The sequence below is a fragment of the Dactylosporangium sp. CA-052675 genome, assembly GCF_050947935.1.
GTDB lineage: Bacteria > Actinomycetota > Actinomycetes > Mycobacteriales > Micromonosporaceae > Dactylosporangium.
The window spans coordinates 10,214,799-10,236,273 of the sequence record NZ_CP192010.1 but is presented as its reverse complement, the minus strand read 5'-3'; the positions used below and the strand labels follow the sequence as shown (position 1 = coordinate 10,236,273).

The following is a 21,475-nucleotide window of genomic DNA, read 5'->3' as shown; positions in this document are numbered from 1 at the left end:
GATGATCGACGCCTACGGCAACCGAACCCACCGGCCCGCGCCCGGCGCCCGGGACGCGGACGACGAGCTGCTCGTCGCCCTGTACCGCGAGCACGCCGACGCCCTGCTGCGCTTCGTCGCCCGCCTGACCGGCGGCGACCGGCAGCGGGCCGAGGACATCGTGCAGGAGACCCTGCTGCGCGCCTGGCGCAACGCGGACCGCTTCGACCACAACGCGGTCGGCTCGCTGCGCCCGTGGCTGTTCACGGTCGCGCGGCGCATCGCCATCGACGAGCACCGCAGCGCGAGCGCCCGGGCCGGGGAGACCTACGGCCAGGACCTCGACGAGCTGTGGCTGGCCGACCTCGCGCAGTCCGACGAGACCGAGCGCGTGCTGGCCAACATGGTGGTGATGGACGCGCTGCGCAGCCTCAGCCGGGCCCATCGCGAGATCCTCGTGGAGACCTACCTGCGGGATCGGACGGTCAACGAGGTCGCCGAGCGGCTGGGGCTCCCGCTGGGCACGGCGAAGTCGCGGGTGTACTACGCGCTGCGCTCCCTCCGCGCGGCGCTCGACGCCCGCAACGGCTCCGCGGACCGCGGCCCGCGTTAGTTCGCTGCGCGGGTGTTCGGGCCGCGGGTGTTCGGGCCGCGGGTGTTCGTGGCGCGCTCGACGCCCGCAATGGTTCTACGGGCCGCGGTCCGCGAGAGTTCGACGAAGCCCTCGGCAATCTTTGTGAACTTGTCCACTGTGGAATCTTCAGTCTCGGCCCTCCCCGCCGCCCGTACCACTTGGCGGAACGCGAGATACGCCAACCGAGGAGGATCCAGTGGCAGCAACCAGGCTCACCGCCACCGTGGCGGGATGCGCCGCGGCGGCGGCCGCGCTGGCCGCCCTGACCGCGTGCGCGCCCCCCGGGGCCAACGTCGACAACACTGCCGACGCCGCTCAGGCCCAGGCCCAGGTGCCCGCGCTCAACGACGTCGCCGGCGAGAGCGCGGTGCCGGTCGTCGCGCCCGTCGGCTCGCAGACCACCGCGCTCAAGGCGGCGTCGATTCCCAAGATGGGCAAGGTCGTCACCGACCAGGACGGCTTCGTCCTGTACCGATTCGACAAGGACACCGCCAAGCCGCCGAAGTCCAACTGCGTCGACAAGTGCGCGCAGGTGTGGCCGCCCGCGATCACCGACGGCAACCCGGACCTCTCCGGCGTCGACCCGTCCGTCGTTGGCACCGTGACCCGCGCCGACGGCGCCCGCCAGATCACGCTGGCCGGCTGGCCCGTGTACCGCTACATCGGCGACCCGAAGCCGGGCGCCTGGAAGGGGCAGAACGTCGGCGGCGTCTGGTTCGTCGTGGCGCCCGACGGCAAGAAGAACCTCACCTGCCTCCCCACGCCCGCGCCCACCGCGGTGGAGCCTCCGGCCGCCTCGGCCGCGCCGACCGGTGACGGCGGGACCGGCGGCTACTGATGTACTCCGTCGAGCCCGACGGCGCCGGCTCCCGGCCGTGGCCGCGCCGCCGCACCTGGCCCTGGTGGGTGCTGATCGCCGCGGCCGTGGGCGTCATCCTGGGCGTGCCCTCGTGGCGCGCCGCCCTGACCGGTGGTCAGGCGGGCTCGGCGAACCCGCAGCAGACGGCGCCGGCGGCGGGCTACCCAGCCGGCGCCTCCCAGGCCGCCCAGAACCCGGTGCAGGTCGCCGCCACCGGCCCACAGGCGGCCGGAGACCTGCCCGCGGGCTACACGATGACCAGCTCCGGCCCGCTCGGCCCGGTCGACCGCGAGTTCCTGACCAAGGTGCGCCAGGCCGGGCTCTGGGAGGGCCCGGCCGGCAACATGGCGCAGACCAAGGCCGGCGACGAGCGCGTCAAGGAGGTCGGCAAGCAGCTCGCCATCGACCACAAGGGCCTCGACCAGCAGGTTCGGCAGGTGTCCGCGCAGCTCGGGGTACCGCTGCCGGACAAGCCGAGCGACGAGCAGCAGGGCTGGCTCAACGAGATGACCGCGGCCCAGACGGGCTCGCAGTTCGATGACGTCTTCGCCAACCGCCTGCGGGCCGCGCACGGCAAGGTCTTCGCGCTCGTCTCGCAGATCCGCTCGGGCACGCGCAACGAGCTCGTGCGGACCTTCGCCCAGACCGCGGTCAACGTCGTGATGAAGCACATGACGCTGCTGGAGAGCATCGGCAACGTCAACTTCGGGGCGCTGCCCGAGCCGGTCAGCGGGGCGGCGCCCGCGAACAAGAGCAACAGCGCGCCCGCCGTGGCCTTCCAGCCGGACGCCGTCTGGGCGGTCGCGGGCCTGGCCGTCGCGATCGGGGCCTTCGCCGCGTTCCGGATCTTCCGCGGTTCCCGGCGCTCCCGGCATCGAACCGCGTACTGACCCCGTCCACTGTGGACGCATAGTCCTCGGCGCCGTCGAGTGCGAGGAAGGCCTCGGCGGCGCCGAGTCGGTTACCGCTTTTGCCGTACGTCATCGACTGTTATCGTGCGCTGGGCCCCGTGAGCGGGGCGGTTGCCGAGGCGCACGGGGAGGACGCGGTGACCTACGGGGGTAGTGCCATGCCCGCCGGCGAGGTGCCGGTGGAGGTGGGCGAGGCCGCTCAGGCTCGCGGGTTCGGCCCGCTGTTGAGCGAGCGGCAGCTGGCCCGGGCCCGGAACCGGTTCCTGCTGTGGCTCGTGATCGCGGCCGGGTGTCTCGGCCTGCTGATCGGCACCGGCGCGCTGGGCAGCCGGCTGAGCGTCTTCGACGCCATGTACTCGGTTGTCCGGTTCATCGGCCTGTTCTTCTGTTTCGGCATGGTGTTCGCGATCGTGAGCGCCATCCGGACGCTGGTCGTGGGTAATCGCGCTTACTTCGTCTACAGCGAGGGCTTCGTCTACCGGCACAACGGGAAGGTCCAGGCGTTCTCGTGGCCTGAGACCACCGGACTGCAGTCGGTGCTCGGCAAGCGCGGCGATGCTGCCGGAAAGCTCCTCCACTACAACCTGCTCGTTCAGGGGAGCGAGCCCATCATGATCCCGATCAACATCGTCAACGGGCGGGACGAGTTTCTCGACCACCTGATGGCGGCGTTGACCCGCCACGGCCGACCGATCACCTGACAGGAACCGTCTCTCATGCAACCTGGTTACCCGCCGCCCTCTGATCCGCAGCAGCCTTCGCAGTACGGGCCGCCTCCTCAGCCGTACGGGGCGCCTCCCCAGTACGGGTCGCCTCAGGCGCCTCAGCCGCCCTACTCGGCTCCTCCGGCTTATGGGCAGCCTGTCTACGGTCAGCCTGTTTCCGGTCAGCCTGTCTATGGTCAGCCTGTTTCGGGGCAGCCGGCTTTCGGGCAGCCTCAGGCGCCTTATGGTCAGCCGCCTCCGCCGCCGCCCTATGGGCAGCAGCCGCACTACATGCAGGTGCAGCAGTCGCCGGCCGCTCAGAGCGCGGTGTCCTCGAAGGGGAAGCGGGAGATCATCTTCGGCCTGATCCTGATCGCGGCCGGTGTCGGGATCACGGTGTGCACGTACATGTCCGGGTCGTCGGTGTATCTGGTCGCGTGGGGTCCGGTCATCTGGGGTGTCGTCCAGCTCGTGCGGGGCATCGTCAACGTGGCCCGTGGCCGCTAGCTTTTCTCGCTCTTCCGTCCCGGCGTGGTTCGCCCGAGGGTTGTGATTCGCGGGGTTGTGATTCGCGGGGTGGTGGCTCGCCGAGGTGGTGGCTCGCCGTGGTGCGGTTCGCCGGGGTGTGGTTCGTCCGCTCCCCGGCGGTTCGCTGTTCGGGAAAGTGTCGTACCCCGCGGCTAGCCTCGACCCCAGAACGCGTTGCTTCACAACTCCAGAGGGAGAGCGGCGGCCTTCTGCTCGAGGTATCGCTGCTCGGGAAGACTGGTGGTGCGCTTGGCGGCGAGGGTGTACCACTTGCGTGCCTCGACGGGGGAGCCGGCCATCTCCAGCAGGTGCGCGCGCACGGCGGCGAGGCGGTGGTGGGAGGCCATCCGCTCGTCCGCGTCCAGGGTCGCCAGCAGCTCCAGCCCGGCCTGCGGGCCCTTCACCATGGCCAGCGCGACGGCATGGCTCAGGGTGACCATCGGGTTCGGGGCGACGCGGGTCAGGAGCTGGTACAGGGCGACGATCTGCGGCCAGTCGGTCGCCGCGGCGTCGGTGGCCTCGTCGTGGACCGCGGCGATGGCGGCCTGCAGCTGATAGGGGCCGGCCGGCCCCTGCGGCAGCGTGCGCGTGATGAGCTCGATGCCCTCGTCGATCATCGGGCGCAGCCAGCGCGAGCGGTCCTGCTCGGCCAGCAGCACCAGGGTGCCGTCGGGCCGCGTGCGGGCCGGGCGGCGGGCGTCGGTGAGCAGCATCAGGGCCAGCAGGCCGGCGACCTCACCGTCGGCCGGGAGCAGCCGGTGGACCTCACGCGTGAGGCGGATGGCCTCGGCGGTCAGATCGCCGCGGTGCAGGTCGGCGCCGGAGCTGGCGGTGTAGCCCTCGTTGAAGATGAGGTACAGGACCTGGAGCACGACCTCCAGGCGGGCCGGGCGCTCCTCGGGCGGCGGCGGGGCGAACCGGGCGCCCGCCGACTTGATCTTCGCCTTGGCGCGGCTGATCCGCTGGGCCATGGTGGCCTCGGGGACGAAGAAGGCGCTGGCGATCTCGGCGGTGGTGAGGCCGCCGACCGCGCGCAGGGTCAGCGCGAGCTGCGACGCCGGCGACAGGGCCGGGTGGCAGCACAGGAAGAGCAGGGTGAGGGTGTCGTCGCGATCGGGGACCGCGTCGGAGGGCTCGGGCTCGAGGGCGGCGACGGCCTGCTCGCGCCGGCGGCGGGCGTCGTCGGAGCGGAACTGGTCGGTCAGGCGGCGCACGGCGACCGTGATGAGCCAGCCGCGCGGATTGGCCGGGGTGCCCTCGGCGGGCCACTGCAGGGCCGCCGCGAGCAGGGCCTCCTGCACGGCGTCCTCGCAGGCGTCGAACTGACCGTATCGCCGGATCAGGATGCCCAGCACCTGCGGGGCGAGCGTGCGCAGCTCCTCCTCGACCGTCACAGCATCATCTCTACACCACGGCAGGCCAGGCCCTGCACCACGACCGACCTCCACTACCACCGGCCTCCACTGCGACCGGCTTGGCTCTGCACCACGATCGGCCCCACCACGACCGGCCTCCACCACGACCGGCTCGGCGCTGCACCGCGCTCAGTCCCACCACGACAGGCTCGGCTCTGCACCGCGACAGACCTCCACCACGACAGGCTCTGCACCGCGACAGACCTCCACCACGGCAGGCTCGGCGCTGCACCGCGATCGGCCCCACCGCGGCAGGCTTGGCACTACCGCACCACGTGCCTCACCGCGCCAGTCCCGGCCCTACACCACCACGGGCCTTGCCTTGTCGGTCGCCAGCTTCACCGCGATGAGCCCAAGGAGGGTGCCGGTGACGTATCGCTGGACGCGCAGCCACGTCGGGCGCCGCCCGAGAAATGCCGCGATGGTGCCCGAGGCGCACACGATCCCGGTGTTGACCAGCATGCTGACGCCGATCTGCACGCCGCCGAGCAGGAAGGCCTGCGCGACGAGATGGCCGGCGTGGACGTCGACGAACTGGGGGATCAGCGAGGCGTACATGATCGCCGCCTTCGGGTTGAGCAGGTTGGTCATCAGGCCCATCGTGAACAGCCGCCGGTTCGAGTCCGGGGGCAGCTCGACCGGGGCGAACACCGAGGTGCCGCCGGGGCGGACCGCCTGCCACGCGAGGTAGGCCAGGTAGGCGGCGCCGGCGAGCTTGACCGTCGTGTAGAGGGCGGGGACGGCCGCGAAGACCACCGAGAGTCCGGTCGCCGCGAGGGCCAGGTAGACGAGAAAGCCGACCGCGACGCCGCCGAGCGAGGTCAGACCGGCGCGTCGGCCCTGGGTGATGCTGCGCGAGACGAGGTACATCATGTTCGGGCCCGGCGTGAGCACCATCCCTAGCGCCACGAGCGCGACGCCCGCCACCGCACCGACAGAGATCATGGAACTCACGATGCCCGCGCGCCCGGATACGGAGAACGGCCAATTGGCGGAGACTGGCGTACGACGCCGGGCGTAGGCGCGGCTACGCCCCTCGGGCCACGACCGGAGCCCGCGATTTTGCCAGGCTGAGGGCGTGCGATTCACACCGAGATGGCGCAAGGCGATCCTGACGCTGCACGTGGCCACCGCGGTCGGGTGGCTCGGCACCGACGTGGTGCTGCTCACGCTCGGCATCGCCGGGCTGAGCGGGGCCGCCGACCGGGCGGTCGTCTACCCGGCGATGGGGCTGATCGGCACCGTACTGTTCGTGCCGCTGACGTTCCTGGTCTGGCTGGTCGGCGTGGTCAACGCGGTCGGCACGCCGTGGGGGCTGGTCAAGTGGTGGTGGGTCGCGGTGAAGCTCGGCATCGTGACGGTGATGCTGGGGCTGGTCACGTTCGCGCTGTACCCGAACCTGGCCGACGCCGCCGACCTCGGCGCCGCGCTACCGCCGCAGGAGCGCCTCAACCTCGTCATCGCGCCCGCCGTGTCCAGCTCGCTGCTGCTGTTCTCGACGATCCTGTCGACGTACAAGCCCTGGGGCCGCACCCGCCGCGGTGAGCAGCGTCGCCGCGCCCAGCAGGGCGACGACCAGGCCGGGGCGCAGCGCCTCGGCGAGCAGGCCGGCCAGCGCCGGTAGCAGCCCCTGCGCGGTCATCAAACCGGTGCTGAGCAGCCCGAACGCCTGCCCGCGGCCATCGGCGGGCAGCGCGTCGCGGAACGCTGCCTGCACGCCGAGCCCGAACGCGGAGCCGACCCCGACGACCACGAGCGCCGCGGCGAGCAGCGGCCAGGTCGGCTGCCCGCCCCCGGCGTCGGACCGGATGGCGAAGGCCAGGCAGGGCAGGCCCATGAGCGCGATGAGCGCCGGGACGAGCCGCTCGCGCCGGGCGGGGGCGAGCAGCCGTCCGACGAGCAGGTTCCCGGCGACCATGCCGACCGGGATCGCGGCCAGCAGCCAACCGGCGACACCGGCGGGGAAGCCTCGCCCCGCCGCGTACGGGACCATCAGCGCCTCGGCGCCGGTGATGAACGCGGGCGGGAGCCACTGCACGAGCAGCAGGCGGCGAATCGTGCGGTCGCGAAGCAGGGCCGCGTTGCCGTGCCAGCTGGCCGCGGCGAGACCGTTCGCCTTGCCGGACCTCGCCTTGCCCGACCTTGCCTTTCCGTCCCTCGCCGTTGCTCTGCTTGTCGGCTCGTCGCTCGCCGGCCCGACCTTCTTCGGCTCGTCGCTGCGGGGTCCGGCCTTGCTCGGCTTGTCGCTCGCCGGTCCGGCCTTGCTCGGCTTGTCGCTCGTCCGTCCCGTCCCCGTCGGCCGGCTGTTCGCTGCCGCGCTGGTAGGGGCGGGGTGATCGGCCAGGGCCAGGCGGGTCCAGACGGCGGCGATGACGTGGCCGACGGCGGCCAGCAGCATCGCGTTGCGGCCGCCCAGGGTCGCGACCGCGACGCCCGCGCCGCCCATGCCGACGAGCTGGGCCAGCGACGAGGCGACATTGGACAGGGAGCGGCCCAGCACGTACGCGTCGCCGGTCAGGGCCTCGGCGATCAGCGCGTTCTGGGCGCCCATGAACACCGGGGTGAGCAGGGCCGCCGCGGCGACCAGGGTGAGAGAGGCCCAGACCGGCAGCGCGACGGCGGCCAGCACGGCGGCGACGGCGGCCTCGGCGAGGTACCCGAGCACGATGAGCCGCCGCGGGCGGATGCGGTCGGCGAGGGCGCCGAGGACGCTCGCCCCGATCAGCTGCGGCAGGAAGCCGATGCCGTAGGCGAGCGCGGCCAGCGCCGGGGAGTCGGTCGCGGCGTAGACGAGCAGCGAGAGCGCGACGATGCGCAGGGTGTCCGCGAGGATGCTCAGCGTCCGGGTGCCGAACAGCACGCGGAACGTGCCGTCGCGCAGCACGGCCGTGTACGTGGTCATGCACTCAGCCTCGCGGGGCGCGCCGTTTCCTCGGACTCATTCGTCCTTGGACGTAAGGTCGAGGCATGCTCCGCCTGGAGGTCGTCGCCGAGGACCTGCTGCACACCCGGTTCGCGGTGTCGCCGTTGTTCGAGCTCGGCGGGCTGCTGCGGCGGCTGAGCGGGCTGGCGCCGCTGGGGCCCTTCGCGCGGCTGCGGCCCGCGTTCGAGCGGCTGCGCGCCGAGACCGACCTCGACGCGGTGGTGGCGCTGCACACTGCGGAATATGGGGCGGACTTCGTGGGGCCGCCGCCCGCCGGGATGCAGCAGACCTGGCAGGACGACCTCGCCGCGGTGCGGGCGACGCCGCTGCCGGTGGCGCGCCGGGAGATCGCGCGGGCGCTGGGCGAGGGGCCGCGGATCGGCGACGCGGCCCTGGCGGTGCTGCGCTCGGACGACGTGGTGGCGCGCCTGGCCGCGGCGCTGGAGGCGGCCTGGCTGACACTGCTGGCGCCGGACTGGCCGCAGCTGCGGGCGATCTGCGAGAGCGATGTGGTGCACCGGGCGGGGCGGCTGGGCGAGGGCGGATGGGCGGCGGCGTTCGCTGGGCTGCATCGGCGGGTGCGGTGGCACGACGGGGCCGTGGAGATTTCGGGCAAGACCGCTCCGCCCACCTCCCGTCGTAGCCGCCGCTCTGGGGCCGGGCAGCGGCTCCTGCCCGAGGAGTTGCTCGGGCCCACGCCGCCGGTCTCGCCACTGCCTGCGCGGTCGACCTCGCCTGGACAGCCGCTCTCGGCTGAGGAATTGGTCCCGCCTACGCCGCCGCTCTCGCCTCCGACTGGGCAGCCGCTTCCGACTGGGCAGCCGCTTCCGCCTGGGCAGCCGCTTCCGCCTGGGCAGCCGCTTCCGCCTGGGCAGCCGCTCCCGCCTGGGGGACTGCTCGCGCCTGCGGTTCCGTCCGAGGTCGCGGCGGCGGCCGGGTCCGGGGGGCCGGCCTCGCCCGGGGTGCTCGATGGGCGCGGCGCGGCCGTTCGCACCGTGGCCTCGGACGGGACCGGGCTGCTGCTGGTGCCGTCGGTGCTGATCTGGCCCGGCGTGGGGGCGTACATGGATCCGCCGTGGCGGCGGGCGCTCGTGTACCCGGCGCGGGGAGTCGCCGCGCTGTGGGAGGGCGCGCCGGAGGGCGGCGGCGCGCTCGGGGAGCTCGTCGGACAGTCGCGGGCCCGGGTGCTGCTGGCGCTGGAGGAGCCCGCCAGCACGACGCAGCTCGCCGCGCGGCTGGGGCTCGCGGTCGGCGCGGTCGGGGACCACCTCGCGATCCTGCGGCGCAGCGGGCTGGTGCGCTCGGCGCGGGCGGGGCGGTCGGTGCTCTACCGGCGCACACCGCTCGGCGACGCCCTCGCGGCCCAGGGTGCCGGCGACTCGTGACGGGCCGCTGGGCGACGGGCTCGCGGCTCAGGGAAACGGCGAGTCGTGACGGGCCGTCGGGCGACGGGCTCGCGGCTCAGGGAAACGGCGAGTCGTGACGGGCCGCTGGGCGACGGGCTCGCGGCTCAGGGAAACGGCAAGTCGTGACGGGCCGCTGGGCGACGGGCTCGCGGCTCAGGGTGCCCGCGATTTGTGACGTGGCTCGCGGCTACGGGCGCTTGTGGCTCAGGGCGTCGGCGACTCGTGACGTGCCGCTGGCGACGCGCTCGCGGACCAGGGTGCCGGGGATTCGTGATGTCGTGGGCGGCTCCGGGCGATGGCGGTGCGAAGGGGCGGCGGTGGGGGCGTGAACCTTCGCCGCATCGAGGTGCCGCGCGGCTCGGCGGAACTACGCTGCGGGTAATCGCGCACGTCACACGACCAAAGGAGTTTGCTGTGGCTTCGAGGCTCAACCCGTACATCAACTTCCGGGGCAACGCCCGACAGGCGATGGAGTTCTACCAGAGCGTGTTCGGCGGCGAGCTGCGCATGAACACGTTCGGCGAGTTCGGCTCGGACGACGCGGCCATCGCCGACCAGATCATGCACGCGCAGCTCGAGAGCCCGAGCGGGTACACCATCATGGCGTCCGACACGCCGCCGAACATGACGCTCAACCCCGGCGACCACATCACGATCAGCCTCAGCGGCGACGACGCCGCCGAGCTGCGTGGCTACTGGGAGAAGCTCGCCGCCAGCGGCAAGGTGTCCATGCCGCTGGAGAAGCAGATGTGGGGCGACGAGTTCGGCTCCTGCGTCGACCAGTTCGGCATCCAGTGGATGGTCAACATCGGCCAGCCGCAGGGCTGACTATCGTCTGGGGCATGCCCACCGAGCACGACCTGACCGCACTCGATCGCGAGCACGTCTGGCACCCGTACGCGCCGATGCCGGCGACCCAGCCGCCGCTGGTGGTCTCGTCGGCATCGGGCGTGCGGCTCACCCTCGCCGACGGCCGGGAGCTGATCGACGGGATGTCGTCGTGGTGGGCGGCGATCCACGGGTACCGCCACCCCGCCCTGGACGCCGCGGTGCGCGACCAGCTCGGCCGGATGAGCCACGTGATGTTCGGCGGCCTGACCCACGAGCCCGCGATCCGGCTGGCCAAGACGCTGGTGGACATCACGCCCGGCCCGCTGCGGCACGTGTTCCTGTGCGACTCCGGTTCGGTGGCCGTCGAGGTCGCGGTGAAGATGTGCCTGCAGTACCACCGCTCGCTCGGCCGCACCGGCAAGCGCCGGATGCTCACGTGGCGGGGCGGCTACCACGGCGACACGTTCCACCCCATGTCGGTCACCGACCCCGACGGCGGCATGCACAGCCTGTGGCGCGGCGTGCTCCCGGAGCAGGTCTTCGTGCCGATGCCGCCGGTCGAGTACGACCCGGGCTACGTCGACCTCGTCGGCGCGACGCTGCGGGAGCACCGCGACGAGATCGCCGGCATCATCGTCGAGCCCGTGGTGCAGGGGGCCGGTGGGATGCGCTTCCACAGCCCGCGCTACCTGCAGGACCTCCGCGAGCTCGCCGACGAGCACGACGTCCTGCTCGTGTTCGACGAGATCGCGACCGGCTTCGGCCGCACCGGCGCGCTGTTCGCGGCCGACCTGGCCGGCGTCGCGCCCGACGTGATGTGCGTGGGCAAGGCGATGACCGGCGGGTACCTCTCGATGGGGGCCACGCTCTGCGTCCCGCGCGTCGCCGAGGGCATCAGTCGCGGCGAGACCCCGGTCCTCGCCCACGGCCCGACATTCATGGGCAACCCGCTCGCCTCGGCCGTGGCCAACGCCTCGATCGACCTGCTGCTCGCCGGGGACTGGGCCGCGAACGTGCGCCGCATCGAGGCCGGCCTGCGCGCGGGGCTGGAGCCGGCCCGCGGCCGGCCCGGCGTGCGCGAGGTGCGCGTGCTCGGCGCGATCGGGGTCGTGCAGCTCGACCACGACGTGGACATGGCCGCCGCCACCGCGGCCGCGGTCGGGCACGGCGTCTGGCTGCGGCCGTTCCGCGATCTGATCTACACGATGCCGCCGTACGTCACCGGCGACACCGACCTCGAAAGCATCTGCGCGGCCGTCGTCGCCGCGGCGGAAGTCGCCTAGTTCGTCCATTTGGGACAACGCGCCGTGCAAGAAGGCGGCAGTGTTACGCAATTATGTCGCAAGACCTTGTGCAAGGGGGTGCGACCGCCCTAATGTCACCTCACTCACGGCGTCCGCTCCCACAACGCCTCGAGCGTCCGAGGTGCACACCCCATCACCCCGCTCGACGTCCCGCCATCTCGATGCATCTGGGTGCGCCGCCTACCCAAGAGAAACGAGTCAATCGATGTCACGGAGCACCACTGGAGCACCACCGCGGTGGTCTGCGGCGGCGACCGCGGCCGCCGTCGGCCTCGGGCTCATCGTCGCCGGTGGCACCACCGCCTACGCCGCCTCGGACGCGCCGGCGGTGACGCGGGCGGGCCTGAACCCCGCGCTCGTCGCGGGCCGGGGCGCCAACGTCGGCTTCGCCGAGCAGGAGGCGGAGAACGCCAAGACCAACGGGGTGGTCATCGGACCCGACCGCACGGCGTACACGCTGCCGGCGGAGGCGTCGGGCCGGTCGGCGGTCAAGCTCACGCCCGGGCAGTACGTCGAGTTCACGCTGCCCAGCGCGGCCAACGCGATCAACGTCCGCTACAGCATTCCGGACGCCCCGAACGGCGGCGGCATCACCGCGCCGCTGGACGTGACGGTCAACGGCAAGTCCAAGCAGACGATGACGCTGACCTCGCAGTACTCCTACCTGTACAACCAGTACCCGTTCACCAACGACCCCAACGCGGACCTGCTGCACAACGACTGGTGGATCACCGAGTGCGCGTGCGTGCCGGCCGCCACCACGCCGGCGCCGCAGATCACGAAGCCGTTCCGGCCGTTCCACTTCTACGACGAGCAGCGGCTGCTGCTCGGCAAGACGTACAAGGCGGGCGACAAGGTCCGGCTCGCCGTCCCGGCCGGCAGCAAGGCCGCCTGGACCGCCATCGACCTGCTCGACTCGCAGCTCGTGGCCGCCCCGAAGGTCAACCTGATCGCGTCGAACGTGCTGTTCTTCGGCGCGGACCCGACCGGCAAGCGCGACTCCGCGGACGCGTTCGACATGGCGATCGCGTTCGCCAAGTGGACGCACCTGAAGGTGTACGTGCCGCCGGGCACGTATCAGGTGAACCGGCACATCATCGTCGACAACGTGACGATCGAGGGCGCCGGCTCGTGGTACACGATCATCAAGGGTCACGAGGTCGCGCTCAGCGTGCCGGCGCCGGACAAGTCGACGCACACGGGGGTCGGCTTCTACGGCAAGTACGCGCAGGACGGTGGCAGCCGCAACGTGCACCTGTCGGGCTTCTCGATCATCGGTGACGTGCGCGAGCGCATCGACACCGACCAGGTCAACGGCATCGGCGGCGCCATGTCGGACTCGACCATCGACGGGCTCTACATCCAGCACACCAAGGTCGGGCTCTGGTTCGACGGCCCGATGAACAACACGAAGGTCACCAACACCACGGTCGTCGACCAGATCGCCGACGGCCTCAACTTCCACACCGGCGTCACCAACTCGACGGTGTCGAACAGCTTCTTCCGCAACACCGGCGACGACGCGCTGGCGATGTGGGCGGAGACGACCACGAACGCGAACAACACGTTCGACCACAACACCGTCCAGACCCCGACGCTGGCCAACGGCATCGCGATCTACGGCGGCAAGGACATCACCGTCTCCGGCAACCTGGTCGCGGACCCGATCCGCGAGGGCAGCGCGCTGCACCTGGGCACCCGCTTCGGCGCCCAGCCGTTCGCCGGCACGATCAACGTCAAGGACAACACCACGGTCCGGGCCGGGACCTACGAGCTCAACTGGAACATCGGCCTGGGCGCGATCTGGCTGTACGCGCTCGAGCGCAACATCGACGCGAACGTCCAGGTCACCGGCGACAACTTCCTCGACAGCACGTACAACGCGATCATGCTGGTCGTCGACTTCCCGGTGAAGGACCAGTACTCGATCACGAACGTCCACTTCAAGGACATCAAGGTGGACGGCACCGGCACCTCGGTCGTCTCGGCCCGCGTGGCCGGCTCCGCGACCTTCGAGAACGTCGACGCCCGCAACGTGGGCGCGGTCGGCGTGAACAACTGCGGTTCGTTCCACTTCACCCCGGCCGGCTCGGAGTTCTCCCTGACCGACCTGGGCGGCAACGACGGCGGCGGCACCACGGGCCCGTGGCTGGCGTCGTGGGAGCTGCCGAACACCATCACGTGCGACGACCGCCCGCCGGTCGTGGTTCCGCCGGCTCCGCAGCCCTGGTAACCACCGCGTGACCGAGTGCCTCCGTCGATCTTCCGGGATCGGCGGGGGCACTCGCCTTTTGGCGGATCAGCGCTCCTGTTCCGGACCGTTGCTCCTGGCGGCCTCGGCCGTGCGGGACTTCGAGCTGTGACCGCTCCGGCCGGGGCGTGAAGAGCTCATCGCCGTGGTCGCAGGAGCGTCCGCGACGTTTATTGCGAGCTGCGGCACACCCAGGATCAGCGGGATCAGGCCGCCCGTGCAGCGGCTCAACATGGATCGGCGCGGTGGGGGCGATGCGGTCGACGCTTCGCGTGGTCTCGCCACCCCGGGACTTCCAGGCGCGGATCCTCATGCGGGGCGGTGACCCGGATGTCGCCGTGGTGCTTGCGGCCGCCGCACCCCGCTGCGGCGGCCGCTCAGCCACTTCCTCAACCGACGAGGCGTTCGCGATGCCAGCGCGCGCCGGCGCACCCTCGGCGAAAAGCATCCTTCGTCAGTCCCCTGCCCCCTCGGTGCCGATGGCCGTCCCCTGCCCATGTCGGCGTCGAGATCGGCCGGGCCGATGAAGCGGTCGCGGGGCCCGGCGAGACCCCGCGACCGCGGCTCTGTGCCGACACCGCCGAGCGGAACGCGCCTGTACGCGTCCGCTCGGCGGCCACCGTCCGCATCGCCCCGTTCGTTCCCCCGTGATTTCGATGCGGACGAGCCACCGGCCTATCCAGCTGCGAGCTCAAGTGGTCCCAAGCACGCGACCGCCCCCCGGTCCTGAACGCCTTGTGGCTGGTGGGTCCGGATAAGCGTATCTAGACGTCTAGGTGAGCGCAATTGTTGATTTGCGGAATTGTGGACTAGCCTTGCGGCGTGCGGGGCCGCCTTTTTCCAGTCGCCGAGGACTGGTACGAATGGCGCCAGGACGAGCCGCCGCTGGCCGGAACTGTGCTGGTGCGCGTCGGGGTCGGCGCGGGCGGGCGGCTGGTGCTGACCGGCCTGCGCATCGACGGGACGCCGAGCGCGGAGCTGCTGCGCGCCATCCCGGTCGGGCGCATCGAGGCAGCGGCGAATGCGCAGTTGGCGGCTGAGGGGGCTGCTGGGAGTACGACTCCTGTGTTGAACCTTCGGGCTCGGCCGACCGTCGCGCCGGTGGCCGAGGACATCGGGTGGGAGATGGTCGAGCCGTCGCTTGCCGTCGTGCGCGCGGCCCCGGTCGAGTCCGTGCGGCTGCGCGGGCGGCCCGACATCTTCTATCGGGAGGTTGCCGACGTGTACCTCGAGTACGCGGCGGCGTCGCCCCGCCCCGCCTGCGACCTCGCCGATCGGCACGGGGTGCCGGTGAGCACCGCGCACCGCTGGGTGAAGGAGGCCCGTCGGCGCGGGTTCCTGCCGCCGGGGCGTCCGGGCAAGAGCGGCTGACGGCTCGCGTGCGCGTCACTTGTATCGTGAACGCGTGTCGATTGACGGCGCCTTGCGGGCGAGGGTGCACGGGCTCGTCACCGAGTATCTCGGGGGGCAGGACATCCCGGCGGATCTCGTCGCCACGCCGGTCGCGATCCGGTCCGGGACCGCGGTCGTGTACTTGCGCCTGATCGCCAGTGAGCCGCCGTTCGTGCGCGTGTTCTCGCCGTTGCTGCGGCGGCTGCAGTGCTCGCCGGGGCTGCTGACCGAACTCAACGAGCTCAACGGGCGGCTGAACTTCATCCGGCTGTTCTGGCGCGACGGGAGCGTGTTCGCGGCGGTCGAGATGCTGGCGTCCACGCTGGATCCGATCGAGCTCAACAACGCCTGCGACTGGGTGGCCGACGCGGCGGACTACTACGACGAGCGGCTTCGCGAGCAGTTCGGCGGGCAGTTGGCGTTCGACCCTCCGGATGCGCCAAGTTAGCGGTACGAAACCCGGAGTAATCACTGCCGAGGACCTCTGGCGAAACTGTCACACCCCAGGTCCAAGATGAGACCCATGAAGCGCCTCATCGTCTCGACCGTCGGCGGCCAACCCGTCACCGCCACCGAGCACCGCGTCCCCTCCTTGAACCCCTCCCGGCTGGACGACGTCGTCGCCGAGGTCGCGCTCGCCGACGCCGACACCTTCGTCGCCGCGTGCCGCTCCGCCCGCCGCGCGCAGAAGGCCTGGGCCGACGTGCCGGCGCCGGTGCGCGGCCGGGTCGTGGCCAACCTCGGCCGCCTGGTCGAGGCCAACTTCGAGGCCCTCGCCGCGCTGGTCACCCGCGAGGTCGGCAAGACCCTGACCGAGGCCCGTGGCGAGGTGCAGGAGATCGTCGACACCTGCGACTTCTTCCTCGGCGAGGGGCGGCGGCTCTATGGGCAGACGGTGCCGAGCGAGATGTCCGACAAGCAGCTGTTCACGTTCCGGGTGCCGGTGGGCGTGGCGGCGATCGTGACGGCGGGCAACTTCCCGGTCGCGGTCCCGAGCTGGTATCTCGTGCCCGCCCTCCTGTGCGGCAACGCCGTCGTGTGGAAGCCGGCCGAATACGCGGCCGCGTGTGCCGAGGCGTTCGCCGAGCTGATCCGGCGGGCGGGGGTGCCCGAGGGTGTGTTCGAGGTGGTGTATTCGGACGGGCCCACGACCTACGCCGGACTCGAGGCCGGGCTGCGCGAGCAGCTCATCGACAAGGTCGGGTTCACGGGCTCGTCCGAGGTCGGGGCACGCATCGGCGAGCTGGCCGGGCGGCACCTGCAGAGCGCCTGCCTCGAGCTCGGCGGCAAGAACCCGATGGTCATCACCGAGGACGCCGACCTCGACCTGGCGGTGCACGGGGCGCTCTTCGCCGGCTTCGGCACCGCGGGGCAGCGCTGCACATCGCTGGGCACGCTGATCGTCCACGACAGCGTGCTCGACGAGTTCACGCGGCGGCTCGAGGACGCGGTGCGGGGCGCGACCGTCGGCGACCCCGCGGACCCCTCGGTGCTCTACGGGCCGCTGATGAGCGACCGGTTCGCGGAGCGGTACGAGGGCTATCTCGAGTGGATCGAGGACCATCACCGGGTCTCGGGCTCGTCCGGGGTCGGGCGGATCACGGCCGACAACCCGCGGGACGGATTCGTCGGCGATCCGGCGGCGGGGCTGTTCTACCACCCGGTGCTCGTGCACGGGGTGCGGCCCGAGGACAAGGTCTTCCAGCAGGAGACGTTCGGGCCGCTGGTGGGGGTGGCGCGGTATTCGGCGCTGGAGGAGGCGATCGAGCTCGCGGACGCTCCCGGATACGGGTTGTCGGCCGCGATCTACACCACCGACCCGCGCAAGGCGTTCACGTTCCGGCGAGGCACCCGCGCGGGCATGGTCAGCATCAACAACTCGACGTCGGGGGCGGAGGCGCACCTGCCCTTCGGGGGCAACGGGCGCTCGGGCAACGGCAGCCGCCAGTCGGGGGTGTGGGTGCTCGACCAGTTCACTCGCTGGCAGTCGATGAACTGGGACTACTCGGGGCGGCTCCAGCGCGCGCAGATGGACACGCTGACGATTTCGCCGGACCTGGATTATCGGCTCAGCACCGAGTAAGCCGGACATTTGCCGTAAATTGCCCCTCGGGGTGGCTCGCGGTCGATTCGGCGCGGGCGCCCCGGACGGGGGGAGCAATGATGTTTCGGCAGAAGGGGGCACGGTCGACGCGCTGGGCCGCGGTGGCGGTGCTCGCCACGTGTGGCGCGCTGGCTGTGCCGCAGGCGGGCTTCGCGGCGGCGGCCGGGCCGGCTGGGGCGGCGGGCGGTGCTCGGCCTGGGCTCGCCGACCGGGCCGATCAGACGGATCGTGCGGATCAGAGCGATCGTGCGGATCAGAGCGATCGCGCGGATCAGAGCGATCGTGCGGATCAGACCGGGCGTGCGGATCAGACCGGGCGTGCGGATCAGACCGAGCGTGCGGATCAGACCGGCCGGGCGGCCGGCCTTGGCAAGGGCGGCAAGAGCGATCGCGCAGTCGGTCTTGGCAAGGGCGGCAAGAGCGATCAGGCGGCCGACGCCGACCGGGCCGACAAGAGCGGCCAGGCTGGAAAGGGCGTCGACCGGGCCAGCAAGGGCGTTCAGAGTGGCAAGGGCGACCAGAGCGGGAAGGGCGACCAGAGCGGTAAGAGCAATGCGGCCGGCCACGGCGACCGCGCTGGCCAGAAGGGGGCGGGCAAGGGCGCGGACGGGAAGACGGCCAGCAGCTCTGGGCAGGCGGCGGCGGCCGGGGTCGCGGGGGTTGTCGGTCGAGCGGCGAACGTCGCCGGCGGCAGCAGCGCGGACGCGGGCACCAAGGGCGTCGGGCGCCAGAACGCGGCCGGGGCGCAGTCGGGAACCGGGGCGCAGTCGCAGACCAGGGCGCAGTCGGGAACCGGGGCGCAGTCGCCGAGCAGGGCGCAGTCGGGGACAGGAGTGCAGTCGGGGAGCGGGGCGCAGGTGTTCGCCTGTGCCGAGGCCAGCGCCGTCACGGTCGGGGCGGCCTGGGCCGATGCCACCGTCGAGGATCATCAGCAGACGCAGCTCGTCGTCACGATCAGTCGGCCCGATGGGTGTCTGACGGCCACCGGGCTCGGGTTCACCATCACGCTGCCGGGCGGGGGCACGCTCTGGCGGGCTCTGGGCAGCGACGTCTCGACCTGCAGCGGCTCCACCATCACCACCGACGTCGGCGATCCGGTGCTCGCCGTCTCCGACATCCAGATGGGCAACGGGATGACGGATTGCACCGTCAAGTTCCCGGTCCTGGCGGACTCGTCCGGAAGCTACACGGTGGCGGCGGCGCAGTTCACGAACGTCACGGGGCTGTCGGTCGACCAGACCGAGCAGACGCTGACCGTGACGACCGCCAAGCCGCGCGTCGGGGCCTACCTCTCGCCGTCGCAGATCATGGTCATGGAGAGCAGCACGCTGCATGTGAGCCTGAGCCGTACCGATCAGCGGGCCGCGGCGGTCTCCAGCGGGCTCGGGTTCCGGCTCAACCTGCCGAGCGGCGTGACGATCGGCAGCGGCGCTCCGGCGAACACGTGCGGGGGCACGGTCACGGCCGCGAGCGGCGCGGGCTTCTTCACGCTCGCCGGGGCGTCGCTCACCGGCTTCCCGGCCGACTGCGTGGTCTCGGTGCCGGTCACGAGTGCGATCGGCGGCACGTACGACTTCGATGACGCGTCCGTGGCCGACCCGGTCGGGGTGCAGTCCGCGATGACGAGCGGCTGCGCCGAGCGCGCGGGCGCCGCGTCGAGCCGCGGTGCGTCGGGGGCGGGCGGCCACGCCGTGCGCGCGGGCGCCGCGTCGAACCGCGGTGCTTCGGGGCGGGCGGCCGCGCCGAGCGCGCGGGGGCCGCGTCGAGCCGCGATGCGTCCGGGGCGGGCGGGCACGCCGAGCGCGCGGGGGCCGCGTCGAGCCGCGGTGCTTCGAGTGCGGGCAAGCGGGCCGAGGGAGGGTGCCGCCCCTCGCTGCAGGTGAACCTCAAGCCGCAGGCGATCAGTTTCACGGCCCCGGCCGACTGGTCGGTCTCGAAGCACACCGTCCCGCTCGTGGCCACCGCCGAGTCGGGGCTCGTCGTCGCGTTCACGAGCTCGACGCCGGCGGTGTGCACCGTTTCCGGGAGCACCGCCACGCTGGTCGCGCCCGGGTCGTGCACCATCCTGGCGGACCAGGCCGGGAACACCACGTGGGACGCGGCGGAGCAGGTGTCGCAGACGTTCACGGTCGGTGCGCCGACGCCGGCCCCCACCGCGGTCACGGCCACCGGGGGCGTCTCGTCGCTCGCGGTCAGCTGGACCGCGCCGGGGGACCTGACGGGGGTGACCGGCTACACGGCGTACGCGAATCCGGGTCCGGCCACGTGCTCGACCAGCTCGGCGGCGGTGACGTCGTGCGTGATGGGCGGCACGGCGGGCGTGACCTACACGGTCACCGTCGTGGCCAACAACGCGCTCGGGGACTCGGCGGCCGCGGGGCCGTCGAACCAGGCCACGCCGACCGCGCCGGCGGTTCCGGCCACGCCGCCCGACACCGATCTCACGCTCACGACCGACAAGGGGCTCATCAGCACCGCGGCGCCGGGGCAGGACATCGTGGTGATCGGGACGGGCTTCATGGCGTACTCGACCGCGACCATCGTCGTCTACTCCACGCCGATCGAGCTCGGCACCGTCGTCACCGACGGGCAGGGCAACTTCAGCAAGCCGGTGCGGGTGCCACCGGATCTCGCGGTCGGCGCGCATCAGCTCGTGGCCGCGGGCGTCGGGCCGAACGGGCAGCCGCACAGCCTGAAGATGGCGATCACCGTGCGGGCGGCCGGTGGCGGGCTCGCGGTGACCGGTGCGCCGATCGCGGCGATGCTGCAGCTGGGGCTGGCGACCGTGTTCGGCGGTGGCGTGCTGCTGTTCGCGAGCCGCAGCCGTCGCCGCCGGCTCGCGTAGCCGCGGCAAGAACGCGAAGCGGCCGGTCCCCGGGAAGGGGCCGGCCGCTTCCGTATGCGTCAGGCGGGAACGGCGGCCGGAGCGGCAGTGGGGGCCGGAGCGGACCGGCGCGTCCTGAACAGCAGCAGCGACAGCGCCGCGGCGCCGATCGACAGGCCGCCCGCGATGTACCACGCGAGGTCGTAGTTGCCGAGGCGGTCGCGCAGAAGGCCCGTGGCCGTGGCCGCGATCGCCGCGCCGAACTGGTGCGACGCGAAGACCCAGCCGAAGACCACCGGGCCGCTCGCGCCGAAGTACTCGCGGCAGAGGGCCACGGTCGGCGGTACCGTCGCCACCCAGTCCAGGCCGTAGAACAGGATGAACACGAGCATGCTGGGGCGCACCGTGGCCGCGAACAGCATGGGCAGCACGAGCAGCGACAGCCCGCGCAGGGCGTAGTACCAGCCCAGGAGCACCCGGCTGTCCATGCGGTCGGTCAGCCAGCCCGAGGCGATCGTCCCCGCGATGTCGAACAGGCCGATGAGCGCCAGCAGCGAGGCCGCCGTCGGCTCGGCCATGCCGTGATCGTGCGCGGCGGGGATGAAGTGCGTGCCGATGAGCCCGTTCGTGGTCGCGCCGCAGATCGCGAAGCCGCCCGCCAGCAGCCAGAACGCGGGCCTGCCGGCGGCCGTGCGCAGGGCGCCGACGGCGCGCCGGGCCGCGCCGCCGGTCGCGACGGGCGCCGGCACGACGTCGGCCGAACCGTAGGGCGCCACGTTCAGGTCGGCCGGGTGGTCCCGCAGGCGCCACATGACCAGCGGCACCACGGCCAGCGCCGCGCCCGCGACCGTCAGGGCGGCCGAGCGCCAGCCGTGCGCCTCGGTCAGCAGCGCGAGCAGCGGCAGGAAGACGAGCTGGCCGGCCGCGCCGCCCGCGGTCAGCACGCCGGTGACCAGGCCGCGGCGCTCGACGAACCAGCGGCCGGTGACGGTCGCCACGAAGGCCAGCGCCATCGAGCCGGTGCCGAGGCCGACGAGCACGCCCCACAGCGCGATGAGCTCCCAGCTGTGCTTCATGAACACTGTCAGGCCGCTGCCGGCCGAGACGAGCAGCAGCGCGTACGCGACCACGCGCCGGATGCCGAAGCGCTCCATCAGCGCGGCGGCGAACGGGGCGGTCAGGCCGAAGAGCAGCAGGTTGATCGACACCGCGAGGGAGATGGTCCCCAGCGACCAGCCGAACTCGTCGTGTAGCGGGTGGATGAGCACGCCCGGCGTCGCGCGGAAGCCCGCGGCGCCGACGAGGGCGACGAACGCGACGGCGGCGACGAGCCAGGCCGGGTGCAGTCTCTTCACGGGACCATTGCAGCCGATTCGGTACGGCCGAACGAGTGGCCCGACAGCCATCATG

General features: G+C 72.2%; 19 protein-coding genes. 14 read left to right on the top strand and 5 right to left on the bottom strand.

Annotated features, from left to right (window positions below):
- Position 1: 1 nt before the first annotated feature.
- A complete protein-coding gene (locus tag ACQP1P_RS46095; RefSeq protein ID WP_433081448.1) occupies positions 2 to 592 on the top strand; it encodes a sigma-70 family RNA polymerase sigma factor in 591 nt (196 codons plus the stop codon).
- Here ACQP1P_RS46095 and ACQP1P_RS46090 read toward each other — a convergent pair.
- Positions 589 to 729 (bottom strand): hypothetical protein, encoded by a 141-nt coding sequence (locus tag ACQP1P_RS46090; RefSeq protein ID WP_433081446.1) that lies wholly within the window; start codon positions 727 to 729, stop codon positions 589 to 591. The genes ACQP1P_RS46095 and ACQP1P_RS46090 overlap by 4 nt on opposite strands.
- An 80-nt stretch (positions 730 to 809) precedes the next feature.
- Between ACQP1P_RS46090 and ACQP1P_RS46085 the strand changes: the two genes are divergently transcribed.
- The 4 genes from ACQP1P_RS46085 to ACQP1P_RS46070 all read left to right on the top strand — a co-directional run bounded on the left by ACQP1P_RS46085 (position 810) and on the right by ACQP1P_RS46070 (position 3,594).
- A complete protein-coding gene (locus ACQP1P_RS46085; protein WP_433081444.1) occupies positions 810 to 1,451 on the top strand; it encodes a COG4315 family predicted lipoprotein in 642 nt (213 codons plus the stop codon).
- Positions 1,451 to 2,362, top strand: coding sequence for a DUF4142 domain-containing protein (locus ACQP1P_RS46080; protein ID WP_433081442.1), 912 nt, complete (start codon positions 1,451 to 1,453; stop codon positions 2,360 to 2,362). The genes ACQP1P_RS46085 and ACQP1P_RS46080 overlap by 1 nt, the downstream gene beginning before the upstream one ends.
- Positions 2,363 to 2,481: 119 nt before the next feature.
- The gene (locus ACQP1P_RS46075) at positions 2,482 to 3,084 is read left to right on the top strand and encodes a hypothetical protein (protein ID WP_433081440.1); all 603 of its coding nucleotides are present in this window, start codon (positions 2,482 to 2,484) and stop codon (positions 3,082 to 3,084) included.
- A gap of 294 nt (positions 3,085 to 3,378) precedes the next feature.
- Positions 3,379 to 3,594, top strand: a complete 216-nt coding sequence (locus tag ACQP1P_RS46070) for a hypothetical protein (protein ID WP_433081438.1) — start codon at positions 3,379 to 3,381, stop codon at positions 3,592 to 3,594.
- Positions 3,595 to 3,794: 200 nt separating this feature from the next.
- Here the strand turns inward: ACQP1P_RS46070 and ACQP1P_RS46065 are convergent, their stop codons facing one another.
- The 3 genes from ACQP1P_RS46065 to ACQP1P_RS46055 all read right to left on the bottom strand — a co-directional run bounded on the left by ACQP1P_RS46065 (position 3,795) and on the right by ACQP1P_RS46055 (position 7,932).
- The gene (locus ACQP1P_RS46065) at positions 3,795 to 5,009 is read right to left on the bottom strand and encodes an RNA polymerase sigma factor (protein WP_433081436.1); all 1,215 of its coding nucleotides are present in this window, start codon (positions 5,007 to 5,009) and stop codon (positions 3,795 to 3,797) included.
- 321 nt (positions 5,010 to 5,330) lie between these two features.
- Positions 5,331 to 5,975, bottom strand: a complete 645-nt coding sequence (locus ACQP1P_RS46060; RefSeq protein ID WP_433081434.1) for a LysE family translocator — start codon at positions 5,973 to 5,975, stop codon at positions 5,331 to 5,333.
- A 484-nt stretch (positions 5,976 to 6,459) separates the two neighbouring features.
- Entirely contained in the window at positions 6,460 to 7,932 is a 1,473-nt protein-coding gene (locus ACQP1P_RS46055) for an MFS transporter (RefSeq protein WP_433081432.1), read from the bottom strand.
- 65 nt (positions 7,933 to 7,997) lie between these two features.
- Between ACQP1P_RS46055 and ACQP1P_RS46050 the strand changes: the two genes are divergently transcribed.
- The 9 genes from ACQP1P_RS46050 (at position 7,998) to ACQP1P_RS46010 (ending at position 20,086) form a co-directional block, all read left to right on the top strand.
- Positions 7,998 to 9,338: an ArsR/SmtB family transcription factor gene (locus ACQP1P_RS46050; RefSeq protein ID WP_433081430.1), complete on the top strand. Its 1,341-nt coding sequence runs from the start codon at positions 7,998 to 8,000 to the stop codon at positions 9,336 to 9,338.
- Positions 9,339 to 9,773: 435 nt separating this feature from the next.
- Entirely contained in the window at positions 9,774 to 10,187 is a 414-nt protein-coding gene (locus tag ACQP1P_RS46045; RefSeq protein WP_433081428.1) for a VOC family protein, read from the top strand.
- Between the two features lie 14 nt (positions 10,188 to 10,201).
- Entirely contained in the window at positions 10,202 to 11,473 is a 1,272-nt protein-coding gene (locus ACQP1P_RS46040; RefSeq protein ID WP_433081426.1) for an adenosylmethionine--8-amino-7-oxononanoate transaminase, read from the top strand.
- Between the two features lie 226 nt (positions 11,474 to 11,699).
- Positions 11,700 to 13,727, top strand: a complete 2,028-nt coding sequence (locus ACQP1P_RS46035; protein WP_433081424.1) for a glycosyl hydrolase family 28-related protein — start codon at positions 11,700 to 11,702, stop codon at positions 13,725 to 13,727.
- 840 nt (positions 13,728 to 14,567) lie between these two features.
- Positions 14,568 to 15,116 (top strand): hypothetical protein, encoded by a 549-nt coding sequence (locus ACQP1P_RS46030; RefSeq protein ID WP_433081422.1) that lies wholly within the window; start codon positions 14,568 to 14,570, stop codon positions 15,114 to 15,116.
- Positions 15,117 to 15,150: 34 nt separating this feature from the next.
- Positions 15,151 to 15,585, top strand: coding sequence for a T3SS (YopN, CesT) and YbjN peptide-binding chaperone 1 (locus ACQP1P_RS46025; protein WP_433081421.1), 435 nt, complete (start codon positions 15,151 to 15,153; stop codon positions 15,583 to 15,585).
- 75 nt (positions 15,586 to 15,660) lie between these two features.
- Positions 15,661 to 17,220, top strand: a complete 1,560-nt coding sequence (locus ACQP1P_RS46020) for an aldehyde dehydrogenase family protein (RefSeq protein WP_433081419.1) — start codon at positions 15,661 to 15,663, stop codon at positions 17,218 to 17,220.
- 77 nt (positions 17,221 to 17,297) lie between these two features.
- Entirely contained in the window at positions 17,298 to 19,124 is a 1,827-nt protein-coding gene (locus ACQP1P_RS46015) for a hypothetical protein (RefSeq protein ID WP_433081417.1), read from the top strand.
- Positions 19,121 to 20,086: a hypothetical protein gene (locus ACQP1P_RS46010; protein WP_433081415.1), complete on the top strand. Its 966-nt coding sequence runs from the start codon at positions 19,121 to 19,123 to the stop codon at positions 20,084 to 20,086. The genes ACQP1P_RS46015 and ACQP1P_RS46010 overlap by 4 nt, the downstream gene beginning before the upstream one ends.
- Positions 20,087 to 20,145: 59 nt before the next feature.
- Here the strand turns inward: ACQP1P_RS46010 and ACQP1P_RS46005 are convergent, their stop codons facing one another.
- Positions 20,146 to 21,471, bottom strand: coding sequence for an MFS transporter (locus tag ACQP1P_RS46005; RefSeq protein WP_433090414.1), 1,326 nt, complete (start codon positions 21,469 to 21,471; stop codon positions 20,146 to 20,148).
- Positions 21,472 to 21,475 lie beyond the last annotated feature (4 nt).